General features: G+C 60.6%; 14 protein-coding genes. 8 read left to right on the forward strand and 6 right to left on the reverse strand.

Annotation, left to right across the window (positions count from 1 at the left end; genetic code table 11):
- The first annotated feature begins 84 nt into the window (after positions 1–84).
- The 6 genes from BLW66_RS04515 to lexA all read left to right on the forward strand — a co-directional run bounded on the left by BLW66_RS04515 (position 85) and on the right by lexA (position 4,928).
- Entirely contained in the window at positions 85–675 is a 591-nt protein-coding gene (locus BLW66_RS04515) for an anthranilate synthase component II (protein WP_089945407.1), read from the forward strand.
- Positions 675–1,694 carry an anthranilate phosphoribosyltransferase gene (trpD, locus tag BLW66_RS04520; protein WP_089945408.1) on the forward strand — a complete coding sequence of 340 codons (1,020 nt, stop codon included), beginning with the start codon at positions 675–677 and terminating at the stop codon, positions 1,692–1,694. Before BLW66_RS04515 ends, trpD begins: the two co-directional genes overlap by 1 nt.
- Entirely contained in the window at positions 1,691–2,506 is an 816-nt protein-coding gene (gene trpC, locus BLW66_RS04525) for an indole-3-glycerol phosphate synthase TrpC (RefSeq protein ID WP_089945410.1), read from the forward strand. The genes trpD and trpC overlap by 4 nt, the downstream gene beginning before the upstream one ends.
- Complete coding sequence (gene moaC, locus BLW66_RS04530) at positions 2,507–2,989, forward strand: cyclic pyranopterin monophosphate synthase MoaC (protein WP_089945412.1); 483 nt, start codon at positions 2,507–2,509, stop codon at positions 2,987–2,989. It begins immediately after the preceding gene.
- The gene (locus BLW66_RS04535; RefSeq protein ID WP_089945415.1) at positions 2,986–4,158 is read left to right on the forward strand and encodes a molybdopterin molybdotransferase MoeA; all 1,173 of its coding nucleotides are present in this window, start codon (positions 2,986–2,988) and stop codon (positions 4,156–4,158) included. The genes moaC and BLW66_RS04535 overlap by 4 nt, the downstream gene beginning before the upstream one ends.
- Positions 4,159–4,241: 83 nt before the next feature.
- On the forward strand, positions 4,242–4,928 hold the full coding sequence (gene lexA / locus BLW66_RS04540) for a transcriptional repressor LexA (protein WP_089945417.1): 687 nt from the start codon (positions 4,242–4,244) through the stop codon (positions 4,926–4,928).
- On the opposite strand, the gene BLW66_RS04545 is transcribed toward lexA, so the two are convergent.
- The gene (locus tag BLW66_RS04545) at positions 4,922–7,036 is read right to left on the reverse strand and encodes a ComEC/Rec2 family competence protein (protein WP_089945419.1); all 2,115 of its coding nucleotides are present in this window, start codon (positions 7,034–7,036) and stop codon (positions 4,922–4,924) included. The genes lexA and BLW66_RS04545 overlap by 7 nt on opposite strands.
- Before the next feature lie 103 nt (positions 7,037–7,139).
- Here BLW66_RS04545 and gltX point away from each other — a divergent pair, with 103 nt between their 5' ends.
- A complete protein-coding gene (gene gltX / locus BLW66_RS04550; protein WP_089945691.1) occupies positions 7,140–8,546 on the forward strand; it encodes a glutamate--tRNA ligase in 1,407 nt (468 codons plus the stop codon).
- Positions 8,547–8,659: 113 nt separating this feature from the next.
- The gene (locus BLW66_RS04555; RefSeq protein ID WP_089945420.1) at positions 8,660–9,949 is read left to right on the forward strand and encodes a citrate synthase; all 1,290 of its coding nucleotides are present in this window, start codon (positions 8,660–8,662) and stop codon (positions 9,947–9,949) included.
- 55 nt (positions 9,950–10,004) lie between these two features.
- On the opposite strand, the gene BLW66_RS04560 is transcribed toward BLW66_RS04555, so the two are convergent.
- The 5 genes from BLW66_RS04560 to argC form a co-directional block, all read right to left on the reverse strand.
- A complete protein-coding gene (locus BLW66_RS04560) occupies positions 10,005–10,781 on the reverse strand; it encodes an enoyl-CoA hydratase-related protein (protein WP_089945423.1) in 777 nt (258 codons plus the stop codon).
- An 81-nt stretch (positions 10,782–10,862) separates the two neighbouring features.
- Entirely contained in the window at positions 10,863–11,327 is a 465-nt protein-coding gene (locus tag BLW66_RS04565) for a holin family protein (RefSeq protein WP_089945425.1), read from the reverse strand.
- Positions 11,318–11,929, reverse strand: coding sequence for a holin-associated N-acetylmuramidase (locus BLW66_RS04570; RefSeq protein WP_089945427.1), 612 nt, complete (start codon positions 11,927–11,929; stop codon positions 11,318–11,320). Before BLW66_RS04570 ends, BLW66_RS04565 begins: the two co-directional genes overlap by 10 nt.
- Positions 11,930–11,987: 58 nt before the next feature.
- The gene (ccmE, locus tag BLW66_RS04575; RefSeq protein ID WP_089945429.1) at positions 11,988–12,434 is read right to left on the reverse strand and encodes a cytochrome c maturation protein CcmE; all 447 of its coding nucleotides are present in this window, start codon (positions 12,432–12,434) and stop codon (positions 11,988–11,990) included.
- Positions 12,435–12,446: 12 nt separating this feature from the next.
- Positions 12,447–13,475, reverse strand: a complete 1,029-nt coding sequence (argC, locus tag BLW66_RS04580; protein ID WP_089945430.1) for an N-acetyl-gamma-glutamyl-phosphate reductase — start codon at positions 13,473–13,475, stop codon at positions 12,447–12,449.
- Between the last annotated feature and the right edge of the window lie 6 nt (positions 13,476–13,481).

The raw sequence follows: 13,481 nt of genomic DNA on the forward strand, positions 1-13,481 counted from the left end.
CCTTGACCCCGGCACGCAGCTCTGGGCATTTATACCGCGACACGGATGGCGGTGGAAAGCCCTTTCCGAGCAAAGGGTAAGATGATGCTGCTATTGATCGATAACTACGACAGTTTCACCTATAATCTGGTGCACTACTTTGGCGAGTTGGGTGCCGATGTGAAAGTTGTCCGCAACGACGCCATCGACGTTCAGGCGGCCATGGCGCTGAACCCGCGCGGGATTGTCCTCAGCCCCGGCCCGAAAACGCCAAAAGACGCCGGTATCTGCTTGGCCCTGACGGCGGCGGCCGCAGAAACCAAGACGCCGCTCTTCGGGGTGTGCCTTGGGCACCAAACCATCGGCGAAGCCTTCGGCGGCGACGTGATCCGCCACAGCGCTATCGTGCACGGCAAGATGGGGCGCTATATCCACAAGGGCCAAAGCGTGTTCAAAGGCCTGCCCTCCCCGTTCGAGGCAACGCGCTACCATTCTTTGGTTGTGGACCGTGCGACCCTGCCCGACGAACTGGAAGTCACGGCAGAGCTGGAAGACGGCACGATCATGGGGCTGAAGCACCGTGAGTTGCCGATCCACGGCGTCCAGTTCCACCCCGAAAGCATCGCGTCGCAACACGGCCATGAGATGTTGAAAAACTTTCTGGACGTGTTGCCCGCCAAAACCGGAGACCGCTGATGAGTGATGATCTAAAACCGCTGATCGGCATCGCGGCAGACCGCGCCCTAAGCCGCGAAGAGGCTGAAGTGGCCTTCCAAGCGCTTTTTGAGGGGCGCGCAACGCCCAGCCAGATTGGCGGCTTCCTGATGGCACTGCGCACGCGCGGCGAAACCGTGGAAGAATACGCCGCCGCCGCCGCTGTCATGCGCTCCAAATGCCATCCGGTCAAAGCACCGGCGGGTGCGATGGACATCGTCGGCACCGGCGGTGATGGCAAGAAAACATTAAACATCTCGACCGCTACCGCCTTTGTTGTGGCGGGGGCTGGCGTTGTGGTCGCCAAGCATGGCAACCGTAACCTGTCCTCCAAATCCGGCGCGGCCGACGCGCTTGGGGAAATGGGCATCAACGTGATGGTCGCCGCCGATGTGGTGGAGCGTGCCATCGCAGACATCGGCATCGGCTTCATGATGGCCCCGATGCACCACCCAGCTATTGCCCACGTCATGCCGACGCGTGCGGAGCTTGGTACGCGCACAATCTTCAACATTCTCGGCCCGCTGACAAACCCCGCTGGCGTCACGCGCCAACTGACGGGGGCGTTCTCGCCAGATTTGATCCGCCCGATGGCGGAGACTTTGCTGGCCCTTGGCTCAGAGAAAGCGTGGCTGGTCCACGGTGGCGACGGCACTGACGAGCTGGCAATTTCCGCGCCCTCCAAGGTTGCTGTGCTGGAAAACGGCGCTGTCCATGAAATGGAGGTCGCACCTGAAGATGCGGGCCTGACCCCGCATCCTTTCGAGGACATCATCGGTGGCACCCCCGCCGAGAACGCCGTGGAGTTCCGCGCCTTGCTGGAGGGCGAGAAATCCGCGTTCCGCGACGCCGTCTTGCTAAACGCCGCCGCTGCGTTAGTTGTCGCAGACAAAGCCGCTAACCTGCGCGAAGGTGTGGACATGGCCCGCACCAGCATCGACAGTGGCACCGCCAAAGCCAAGGTGACAGCCTTGGCCAACCTGACCTCGGAGGCCAAATGAGCACCCCAACCGTTCTAGAGAAGATCAAGGCCTACAAGCTTGAGGAAATCGCTGCCCGCAAGGAAGCGCGCAGCTTGGAAGACGTACAATCAGACGCCGCCAACGCGCCAGAGCCGCGGGGCTTCGCAGCGGCGCTGTCCGAGGCGGCGATCAGCGGCTACGGCCTGATCGCGGAGATCAAGAAGGCCAGCCCGTCTAAAGGCGTGATCCGTGAGGATTTCGACGTCCCCGCCCTTTCCACGGCCTATGCCGAAGGCGGCGCAACTTGCCTGAGCGTGCTGACCGACGGGCCGTCCTTCCAAGGATCGGACGACTTCCTTGTCGCCGCACGCGAGGCGTGTGACCTACCTGTGCTGCGCAAAGACTTCCTCTACGACACCTACCAAGTCTATGAGGCCCGCGCCCTTGGGGCCGATTGCATCCTGATTATCATGGCCTCGGTCGACGACGCCTTGGCGCAAGAACTGGAAAGCACCGCGATGCAGCTTGGCATGGACGTGTTGGTCGAAGTGCATAACGCCGAGGAAATGGAGCGGGCGTTGCGCCTGCAAAGCCAGCTCTTGGGGATCAACAACCGCAACCTGCACACCTTTGATGTCACGCTCGACACCACCCGCGAGTTGGCCCGCCTTGTGCCGGAGGGCAAACTGATCGTTGCGGAAAGCGGCATATTCGAGCCGTCCGACCTGTCCGATCTGGCCCGCTACGGCGCGCGTTGCTTCCTGATCGGCGAGAGCTTGATGCGCCAAGACGATGTGGCTTCAGCGACCCGCCACATCCTGAGCGACAAACCACAAACTGGCGGCATGTAGATGGCGGAGCTGACGCATTTCGACGGCGAAGGCCATGCGCATATGGTGGATGTGTCGGACAAGGCCGTCACCTCGCGGGTTGCGGTGGCCGAAGGTTGCGTAAAGATGCTGCCAGAAACCTTCGCGTTGATCACCGAGGGCCGCGCCAAGAAAGGCGACGTGCTGGGCGTCGCCCGTTTGGCTGGCATCATGGGCGCGAAGAAATGCGCCGACCTGATCCCGCTTTGTCACCCGCTGCCGATCACCAAGGTCGCTGTGGAGATGACGCCCGACAGCACGCTGCCCGGCATTCGGATTGAGGCCACGGTAAAAACCACAGGCCAAACCGGCGTTGAGATGGAGGCGCTCACCGCCGTCTCCACCGCCGCGTTGACGATCTATGACATGGTGAAGGCCGCCGAAAAGACCATGGAAATTTGCGATATCCGTCTGGTCCGCAAAGAAGGCGGAAAATCCGGCACCTTCGAGGCCCCGCGCCCATGATCACCGTCGCCGAGGCGCTCGCGGCGGTCTTGGAGCTTGGCGCGCCGTTGGAGCAGGAGTTCGTGCCCCTCGGGGAAGCAGACGGTCGCGTTCTGGCCAGTGATGTGGCCGCCACGCGCAATCAGCCGCCGTTCTCGGCCTCCGCGATGGACGGCTATGCGGTGGCAAGCACTGACGTTTCTGAAGGCGACAGGTTCAAAGTGATCGGCGAGGCCGCAGCCGGTCACCGCTTCACCGGTGCTGTTAGCGTGGGCGAGGCCGTGCGCATCTTTACCGGCGCGCCCCTGCCCGAAGGTGCCACGCGGGTCATCATTCAAGAAGACGTCCTGCGCCAAGGAAGCACCATCACCCTGCGTGGCAATTTGGACGAAGGGCTCCACATCCGGCCAGCGGGCGGTGACTTTGCCGTGGGCGATATCATAGCCGCGCCGCGCAGGCTCGGGCCATCGGATGTGGCACTGCTCGCGTCGATGAATATCGCGCAGGTACCGGTTCGCCGCCAGCCCGTGGTCGCGATCGTCGCTACGGGGGACGAGTTGGTTCAGGCCGGCGAAGTGCCGCGCGATGACCAGATCATCGCCTCCAACTCGCTGGGGCTCGCGGCTATGTTTCGCCGTGCAGGCGCTATCTCGCGGGTGCTGCCCATCGCCAAGGACACGCCCACATCCTTGAAAATGGCGCTTTCACTGGCGGAGGGCGCAGACCTGTTGGTCACCATCGGCGGCGCATCCGTGGGTGACCATGATATAGTGGCGGACGTTGCCGAAACGCTGGGGCTGGAACGGCAGTTCTACAAGGTCGCGATGCGTCCGGGTAAGCCGCTTATGGCAGGTCGGATCGGCAAGATGGCGATGATCGGATTGCCCGGCAATCCGGTGTCGTCCATGGTGTGCGGCGAAATCTTCGTGCGCCCCCTTCTCGACCGTTTCCTTGGCCTGCCCGCGTCTGCGCGCAGGCGCACGTCCATGCCCCTGAGCAAACCGCTCCCTGCGAACGCAGGTCGCGAACACTACATGCGTGCGGTGGGTGCGAACGGTGCAGTTGCCGCCTTTGACCGGCAGGACAGCGCGCTGCTTACTGTTCTGTCCCAAGCGAACGCATTGATCGTACGCCCGCCAAACGACCCCGCGCGCAACGTCGGAGACATGGTCGAGGTCATCACGCTGTAAACGTTGACACAAACGAAGAACAGCAGTAGAACATCTGAGAACGTAACGCGAATAACGCGGGACCATCAGGGAGATCTGCGCCGATGCTGACAAAGAAACAGCTGGACCTTTTGAAATTCATTCATGGCCGTATTCAACGTGATGGCGTGCCACCATCGTTCGACGAAATGAAGGACGCGCTAGATTTGCGGTCCAAGTCAGGCATCCACCGATTGATCACGGCTTTGGAAGAACGCGGCTTCATCCAGCGCTTGGCCCACAAGGCGCGCGCGCTTGAAATCGTGAAGCTGCCCGACGCCATGGAAAGCGGTGGCTTCAAGCCGCGCGTGATCGAAGGCGACCGTCCTGCGGCCAACCCGAAAGCCATGCCGCTGGAAGGTGTGCATGCGCTGGAACTCCCCGTGATGGGGCGTATCGCGGCGGGTACCCCGATTGAAGCTATCAGCGAAGTGTCACACCACGTCGCGGTGCCGGGATCCATGTTGGCGGGCAGCGGGCACCACTACGCGCTAGAGGTAAAAGGCGACTCGATGATCGAGGCTGGCATCAACGACGGCGACGTTGTGGTGATCCGCGAACAGATCACAGCCAACAACGGCGATATCGTGGTGGCCTTGGTCGAGGACCAAGAGGCAACCTTGAAACGCTTTCGCCGCCACGGCTCCTCCATCGCGCTGGAGCCTGCAAACTCCGCCTATGAAACACGCGTTTTGCCGGACGATAAAGTCAAAGTGCAGGGCCGCTTGGTCGGGTTGATCCGCTCCTACTGACGCCTGCTTTTAGACGCCTTAACCCACAGCCGGTTGCCTTGTCGCGACCGGCTGTTTTCATATCTAAGTCCGGCGTCGGTTCGGTAGATTGCCACCGCCCCGCCCTCACGGAAGTCAGGCACCGCCCAACCTTGGCACCCCTCAGGCAACGTGTCGTCAAACCGTGGTAACACCACAATGTCGGCTGCGGGGCAGATCTCTGACACGTCGTAGGTTTCGGGGTTGGTCGCGTTGAACAGCAGGCGCTTTGTACCCAAAGACACCGTAACAGAGTTGGGTGAAAATCCTGACCGTGCAGCGGCGTCGGCCTGATCCGATATATCCCCGTCGTTCTCCAGCCATACTCTTGCGGAAAACCCGTCGCCTTTGGGCTTGTTCAACCCACGCACGTCATCTTGCATGACGCCGATCAATCGCCCCGTTTCCGATATCAGCACCACCGGACGCACTGCGCCGTGCCACATCAGCAGCGCTACAAGCAGTGGCAGCGTTCCTAGAAGTCGCCCCCACCCTTGCCACAAACACAAGATTAACCCGCCAAACGTGACCAGTGGCAAAACCCACGGTCCGGGGGCGACAATGGCGCGGGTGCTGCCGTCTAACCCCGCCACAAACGACGCGACCCACAAAATCCACGCGAGACCTTGCTCCATTACCCACAGGCCCGCGCCCTCCAGCCCCAGCGGTGTCAGGCACGCCGCAAGCAATGCGCCCGGCATCACCACAAGCCCCATAACCGGCACTGACATCAAGTTCGCCAGCAACCCGTATTGTGCGACTTGGTTGAAATGCGCCGCCCCATAAGGCGCCGTCGCCGCCCCCGCGATAAACGACGACAACAGCAACGCCGCAGGGCCCGACAGCCACTTGGGCAACTTCAAGAACATCGCGCGGTCGCGCACGATGGCAAACACAGCGACAAGCGCCGTGGTTGCGGCAAAGGACATCTGAAAGCCCGGTCCGACCAAGGCCTCCGGCGATAGGATCAAGACCAATAGCGCCGCAATCGCCACCGCCCGTAGCGAGAGGGCCGGACGCTCAACACAAATCGCCAAGAGCATCACGGACACCATGATGAACGCCCGCTGTGTCGCAACGTTCGCACCTGACACGCCGAGGTAGATCACGGCGGCAGTCAAGGCCGCAAGGGCCGCGATTTTTCGGATCGGATAGCGCAAAGACACCCGCCCACTGATGCTGAGCAACAAGCGGACCACCCCGAACACCGCCCCCGTTAGCAATCCCATGTGCAGGCCAGAGATAGCCAACAAATGTGCGAGGTTCGACGCCCGCAAAGTTTCCAGCAGTGTCGGGTCCAGACCAGCCCGATCTCCCGTGATGATCGCAGCGGCGAACGGGCCTTCGGCGGCAGACATCCGCGCCTTGACGGCGTACGAGAGCGCCAAACGAAACGTGTAGAGGCGCAAGCGCCATCCCGAACTTTCTGCGGGGGCCGCCCGCAGCACGGGGGTGCGCGTGTAGCCCAAAGCGCCCAACTGTTGAAACCACAAATGGCGCTGAAAGTCGAAACCGCCAGGCTCCACCGGTCCGGCGGGTGGGCCAAGGTGGCCTGTCGTCATCACCACGTCCCCCGGCGCAAAGGTGATCCCCAAATCCGGCCCGTGCAAAGACACACGCACCTTGCGCGGCGTCGCTGCTGGCGGGACGCGGGCCAACGCCACGCGGTCCAGCGTCAGGCGCGGCTTTTCGGACGCGGATTTGTCGATGGCGATGATCCGCCCCTCCACAGGGCCATAGTAACGGTAGGACAGGACGGGGGCTGCAACGCTATGTGTGCGGTAGCTGGCGACGGAGGCGCCCGCGATTATCAATGTCATGGCCCAAAGCGCCACAAGCACCCCCCGCCAGCGCCACCAACCGAAAACCCCGCTGACCATCCATAAGAAAAGCAGCCCGAGTGCAGGGGCCGCGAAATGCCCAGGTTCAGGCTCAAACAATACGGAAAAATAGAGCCCCAGGCCCGTTGCGAAACACACGGGCGTCCACGGGAACCAATGCCCGCTCTGCGCGCTGAGCCCCCCTGCGATAGCCGCGAAAAACGTCGCGTGAAAGGATGGCTTACGTGCGTGAGCTGCCCTTGTCTCCATCGGTGCGATTGCCTAAACCTGAGCGCGAACGGGTCAGCCTGAACGGCTTGACCTCATGGGGCAGATCCTGCCCGAACATGTTTTCCAAAAGGTTAATCGCGCTATGACCAGCTCCCCCGTCGTCACCCGCTTCGCCCCTTCCCCAACCGGTTACCTGCATATTGGCGGCGCGCGCACCGCGCTTTTCAACTGGCTTTATGCCAGAAGCCAAGGCGGCAAGTTCCTGCTGCGCATTGAAGACACGGACCGCGCGCGCTCCACCCCCGAAGCTACGCAAGCGATTTTGGACGGGCTGACGTGGCTGGGCTTGGACTGGGACGGCGACGCGGTTAGCCAGTTTGAGAGCGCGGACCGACACGCGGCAGTCGCCCATGAGATGCTGGCCAGCGGCGCGGCCTACAAATGCTTCGCGACACAAGACGAGATCGAGGCCTTCCGCGAGGCCGCACGGGCCGAAGGCCGCTCCACCCTCTTCCGCTCCCCTTGGCGCGATGTGCCCGAGGCAGAGCACCCCGACCTGCCATTTGTCGTCCGCATCAAAGCCCCGCAAAACGGTGCTGTGACGATCAAGGACAAAGTCCAAGGGGACGTCACATGGCAGGCCGATACGCTGGACGATATGGTGTTGCTGCGCTCCGACGGGAGCCCCGTTTATATGCTGGCGGTGGTGGTCGACGATCACGATATGGGTGTCACCCATGTTATTCGCGGCGATGACCACTTGGGCAACACCGCGCGCCAATCCATGATTTACAACGCCATGGGCTGGGACCTCCCGACCTTTGCGCATATCCCGCTGATCCACGGGCCGGACGGCAAGAAGCTCTCCAAACGTCACGGCGCGCTTGGCGTCATGGAATACGCGGCGATGGGCTACACCCCCGCAGGCATGCGCAACTATCTGGCGCGTCTCGGCTGGAGCCACGGCGATGATGAGGTGTTCACCACCGAGCAAGCATTGGAATGGTTCGGCTTCGACGGCATGGGAAAAGCGCCCGCCCGCCTCGACTTTAAGAAAATGGAAAACATTAACCGTCATCAGATCGGCATGAGTGATGCCGATACCATGCTGCACGATGTGCAAAGCTACCTTGCTGCAACTGGTGAGCCTGCGTTGAGTGACGACAAGGCGAAGGCCTTCGTCGATGCGTTCGCAGCACTTGATGTGGCCGATAAAACGGTTGGCGCTTTAATCGAAAAGTTCGCGTTTGTGCTAGACGAGCCGCCGTTTACACACGACGAAAAAGCGGAAAAGTTACTCGATCCGGTATCCCGTGGTATACTGAAGCAATTGACGCCGCAGCTGCAAACTGTTAGCTGGGAACGCGAGGCGCTGGAGCACTCCATTATGGGGTTCGCCGAGGCGCATGATCTCAAATTCGGGAAACTTGCAGGCCCCCTTCGGGTCGCGCTTTCGGGCCGCGCAACATCCCCGAGCGTCTTTGACATGATGATGGTCATTGGGCGTGATGAGACGCTTGAAAGGCTGGCAGCTGTCGCTGCTGAATGACCCCACGCCGCTGGCCGGACGGGATACTAAAAAATAAACCAGCGTGGCGGTAAACGCCATGTATAACAGGGGGTTGCGACCGCGTTACCTCCGGACACACGAAAGGTGATTGCATGTCTGATAAATTCGCACGACTGATAATTGGCGACAAGGAAATCGAGCTCCCAATTCACACCCCGACCGCGGGGCCCGATGTGCTCGACATCACCAAACTCTACGCCCAAGGGGATGTGTTCACCTACGACCCCGGCTTCACCTCCACGGCGGCGTGCGACAGCACCATTACGTTTATCGATGGCGAAAAAGGCGAATTGCTGCACCGCGGCTACCCGATCGACCAATTGGCTGAAAAGTCCCATTTTCTAGAGGTTTGCTACCTGCTGCTCTACGGTGAACTGCCGTCCGCAACAGAGCTGGAAGACTTCGAAGCGCGCGTGACCAACCACACCATGGTTCACGAGCAGATGCACAACTTCTTCCGTGGCTTCCGCCGTGACGCACACCCGATGGCGACCCTAGTGGGCGTTGTGGGCGCCATGTCCGCGTTCTACCACGACAGCACCGACATTAACGACGAATGGCAGCGCGAAGTGGCCGCCATCCGCCTGATCGCCAAACTGCCAACCATTGCAGCCATGGCGTTCAAATACTCCATCGGCCAGCCGTTCGTTTACCCGCGCAACGACTTGGATTACGCGGCGAACTTCTTGCACATGTGCTTCTCGGTCCCCGCCGAGAAATACGAAGTGGACCCGATCCTTGCACGCGCAATGGACCGTATCTTCACCTTGCATGCGGACCACGAGCAAAACGCGTCGACTTCGACCGTGCGCCTCGCGTCTTCCTCCGGTGCGAACCCGTTCGCGTGTATCGCCGCTGGCATCGCTTGCCTGTGGGGTCCTGCGCACGGCGGTGCGAACCAAGCGTGCTTGGAGATGCTCAAGGAAATCGGCACTGTTGACCGCATTCCGGAGTTCATCGCGCGGGCGAAAGACAAGAACGACAGCTACCGCCTGATGGGCTTCGGCCACCGCGTCTACAAAAACTTCGACCCGCGTGCGACTGTGATGAAGCAGTCCGCCGACGAAGTTCTGGAGCTGCTGGGCGTCGAAGATAACCCGCTGCTGCAAGTCGCGATGGAGCTGGAAAAGCAGGCCTTGGCCGATCCATATTTCGCAGAGAAAAAGCTGTTCCCGAACGTCGATTTCTACTCGGGCATCATCTTGGAAGCGATGGGCTTCCCGACATCTATGTTCACACCGATCTTCGCGCTCGCGCGGACCGTCGGCTGGATTTCGCAGTGGAAAGAGCAGATCTCCGATCCGAACCTAAAAATCGGACGTCCGCGTCAGCTCTACAAGGGCGAGACATCCCGCGATTACGTGGACATCGAGAAGCGCTAATAAAAAAGGCCACCTTCGCGGGTGGCCTTTTTCTTTTGTGCGAAGGAATGCGCGTCTAGCGCCCCTCAAAATTCGCAGCCCGCTTGTCGAGGAACGCAAGCACCCCCTCGCGGAAATCATGGGTCTTGCCGCATTCACCTTGTAGCTTGGCTTCCAGCAGAAGTTGCTTTTCCAGATCATTGTCGAAGCTGGAGCGGATAATCTTTTTGACCCGCGCGTAGGCCTCTGTCGGGCCGTTCGCCAAATGGGCGGCGCGGTCGCGCCAATGCTGTGCAAAATCCTCATCCGCCACGGCTTCCCAGATCATGCCGGATGCGCTGGCTTCCTCTGCCGTCAACGGCTCCGCGAACAAGGCTGCGCCCATGGCCTTCGCCATCCCGATCTGGCGCGGCAGAAAGTAGCTGCCGCCCGCATCGGGGATAAGGCCGATCCGCGTGAACGCCTGCAAGAACACGGCGGATCTCGTGGCGATCACCACGTCTGCTGCCAAGGCCAAGTTGGCCCCTGCCCCCGCTGCCGGACCGTTCACCGCCGATATCGTGGGGATGGCACAGTTATAAATCGCCATCAACATGGGCACGTATTCGTCCCGCAACGTGCGCTCCAAGTCAGTCGCCGCAACGGTCGCCCTGTCGCCCAAGTCCTGACCGGAGCAAAACGCACGCCCCTTGCCTGTGAGCACCAGCACCCGCGCGGAATGCTCCGCCGCTTTCACCGCGTGCAAAATCTCCGCGCGCATTTGGGTGTTTAAAGCGTTCATCACGGCATCGCGGGTAAACTCGATGACCGCCACATTATCAGCAACGGTCAGTCGCAGGGTTTCATATTGCATTTGGCTCTCCAGATCAGATGTTGAGCGCACGATAGCGAACTGATCCGTTTAGAAAAGCGAAACGCGTCGTCATGCGCCGATTTATCCGCCGCGCTGCGCCCGCCATGCCTCCAGCGCAGGATTGCTTGATGGTTTTGGCCGCCTTAGCGCACGGGATGGCGCACGTTTGTAATGCAACTCCCGCGCGCCGAAATAGAAGCTGACGATGGCGCCAAGCAACCACCACAGCGGTTCGGGCACATAGGCCAACCCGCGCATACGATCCGAAAAGCCGTAGGGATCAACCATCGCGTAGATGAACAGCCCTAAAGTCCCAAGCGCCAGCATCGGGCGCGGCAAGCGGTTCAACCCGTTCATCAGGCGATCGAACCGTCCAACACCGCCATATTGGAACTCTGCGCCGTGTTGCGTTAGAGCGGCCGAAAACGCTTCATGACCCAGCTCCATCTGGCGCGTGGCGTTCGGGCGAAAGACTTCTGCGACATCAACCGCCGCATCCGCCGCGTCTTTCACGCCCGCCCCGAGAACCCTTGATATCAACCCCATGCGGACACCCGCTTGCGGTGATCCGCCGCTGACAGGTGGTAGTGGCGCGACATGAAGTCTTCGGCTCGTTTGATCCAGCCGCCCTTACCCCCGTCGCGGCGCCGCGCGTATTTGCGGGAGGCGGGCCGACGGTCAGCCAGTGCGTAATAATAGTCGCGCCGCGCAATGGCATATGCATCTGCCATATGGTCGGGCGCGTCGCGACATGCGGCGTAGCTGAATTTGATCGTGTGCGGTCCGATACGCCCATCAACCGCGACGTCATAGCCCATGGAATTCAGCAGCCGTTGCAGAATTTTGATGGCATTGCGCCCTGCGTTGACATGCATGTCGAACACGCTGGCTTGCAAAAGTTCCGGCAGTTGGTCGATGCGCGGCGCACGCAGGTAGTGGGTGATGAAAATGTCGACGGCTTGGGCCTCGGACAAGGCTTTGACGTCGGCGATCGACACCTCGCCGTCCCCCGTCACGTCCAGCCCCAACCGGCGCAAGGTGTGCAGTGTGACGCCGTAATTCGTGGGCCCCCCGGGGTCGTCGGGATCATTCACATAACCGCCTTCGCGGCGCACTATGTCTTGGGCGATTTCTTGAACAGTTTGCATCTTGGGCCTCCGCTAAAACGCGAGGCCGAAGATGATCCAAAGGGGGTTAACGCAGCCTTTAGCTACCGTCCGCCTCTTGGTAAACGCCTTGCTCTTTCAACGCGTCGATGACCTCTTTCGGCATGTAGGTTTCGTCGTGTTTCGCAAGAATTTCAGAGGCTTGAAAGACACCTTGAATGTAGCGACCGGTGCCGACCATGCCTTGGCCTTCCTCGAACAAGTCCGGCAAGATGCCCTTGTATGCGACCGAGACAACCGCGTTGCCATCGGTCACATTAAAGGTGATCTCTTCGGCCTCATTGACCTTTAGGCTACCTTCCTCGACCAGCCCACCGATACGGAACGTCTCCGTCTCGCTTGGTGGTGCTTCGGCCACTTGCGTCGGGGAGCGGAAAAAGTTGATCCCGTCCCGCAAGGCATACCCAATCAAGGCCGTCGACACGATCAACGCAACCACCGCGACGGCGATAACCTGAATACGGCGTTGCTTCTTGAGACCCTTCATGGCGAAGTTCCTTTACGGAAAGAGCGGGGCCATCATCAGACCCTCGGTTTCATCTAGACCTAGCATCAGATTGGCGTTCTGCAATGCCTGCCCTGATGAGCCTTTCGTGAGGTTATCCAGCGACGCAATAACGATGGCACGCCCCTCAATGCGGTCATCGGTGACGCCGATATGCACGAAGTTGGAGCCGCGCGTGTCATGGGTCGAGCCTGCCTGCCCGAACGGCAACACCTCGATGAACGGCTCGCCGCTGTAGGCCTCCGCCAAAGTGGCGTGGATTTCCGCAGCGTTGCCCTTCACGTAGCAAGTCGCCAGAATACCGCGGTTCATGGGAACCAGATGCGGGGTAAACTGAACCTTAACAGGGCGTCCGGCGATGGCCGAAAACTCCTGATCGAACTCCCCCAAATGCCGGTGCGTACCACCGATCGCGTAGGCGTTCGCACCCTCCGACAGTTCCGCGTGCAAGAGGTTTTCCTTCAAGGACCGCCCTGCACCGGACACGCCAACTTTCAGGTCAAGGATGATGTCGTCCAGATCAATGACGCCTGCCTCGATCAACGGGCGCAGCGCAAATTGCCCCGTTGCCGCATTGCACCCCGTTCCCGCGACCAAGCGCGCGTTGGCGATATCTTCGCGGTAGAACTCGGTCAGGCCGTAAACTGCCTCTTTCTGGATTTCGAGCTCAGAGTGATCGTTGCCATACCACTTTTTATAAGCGTCGGCGTCGCGCAGACGGAAGTCGGCGGACAGGTCCACGATCTTCATCGTCATGGGCAATTTCGCAATCACCTCTTGCGAGGTTTTATGCGGCAAAGCGCAGAAACACAGGTCGATCTCCGTGAAATCAATTTCGTCGATCGTGACCAGCGTTGGCAGGTCCAAGTGGCGCAGATGCGGGAAAACTTCGGCCATTTCCATGCCCGCTTTGCGGTCCGCAGAAAGCGCAGCAATGGTGATTGACGGGTGGGTCGATATCAACCGGACAAGTTCCGCGCCGGTGTACCCGGACGCACCTAGAATGGCGATTTTGTGGGTCATGAGAGA

It is taken from the genome of Litoreibacter albidus, from assembly GCF_900107015.1.
Taxonomy (GTDB): Bacteria; Pseudomonadota; Alphaproteobacteria; order Rhodobacterales; family Rhodobacteraceae; genus Litoreibacter; species Litoreibacter albidus.

Coding starts and splice junctions, on each gene's coding strand:
- BLW66_RS04515 (WP_089945407.1), top strand. CDS start 85: ATGCTGCTATTGATCGATAACTACGACAGTTTCACCTATAATCTGGTG.
- trpD (WP_089945408.1), top strand. CDS start 675: ATGAGTGATGATCTAAAACCGCTGATCGGCATCGCGGCAGACCGCGCC.
- argC (WP_089945430.1), bottom strand. CDS start 13,475: ATGACCCACAAAATCGCCATTCTAGGTGCGTCCGGGTACACCGGCGCG.
- ccmE (WP_089945429.1), bottom strand. CDS start 12,434: ATGAAGGGTCTCAAGAAGCAACGCCGTATTCAGGTTATCGCCGTCGCG.
- gltX (WP_089945691.1), top strand. CDS start 7,140: ATGACCAGCTCCCCCGTCGTCACCCGCTTCGCCCCTTCCCCAACCGGT.
- BLW66_RS04560 (WP_089945423.1), bottom strand. CDS start 10,781: ATGCAATATGAAACCCTGCGACTGACCGTTGCTGATAATGTGGCGGTC.
- lexA (WP_089945417.1), top strand. CDS start 4,242: ATGCTGACAAAGAAACAGCTGGACCTTTTGAAATTCATTCATGGCCGT.
- BLW66_RS04545 (WP_089945419.1), bottom strand. CDS start 7,036: ATGGAGACAAGGGCAGCTCACGCACGTAAGCCATCCTTTCACGCGACG.
- BLW66_RS04570 (WP_089945427.1), bottom strand. CDS start 11,929: ATGCAAACTGTTCAAGAAATCGCCCAAGACATAGTGCGCCGCGAAGGC.
- BLW66_RS04535 (WP_089945415.1), top strand. CDS start 2,986: ATGATCACCGTCGCCGAGGCGCTCGCGGCGGTCTTGGAGCTTGGCGCG.
- moaC (WP_089945412.1), top strand. CDS start 2,507: ATGGCGGAGCTGACGCATTTCGACGGCGAAGGCCATGCGCATATGGTG.
- trpC (WP_089945410.1), top strand. CDS start 1,691: ATGAGCACCCCAACCGTTCTAGAGAAGATCAAGGCCTACAAGCTTGAG.
- BLW66_RS04565 (WP_089945425.1), bottom strand. CDS start 11,327: ATGGGGTTGATATCAAGGGTTCTCGGGGCGGGCGTGAAAGACGCGGCG.
- BLW66_RS04555 (WP_089945420.1), top strand. CDS start 8,660: ATGTCTGATAAATTCGCACGACTGATAATTGGCGACAAGGAAATCGAG.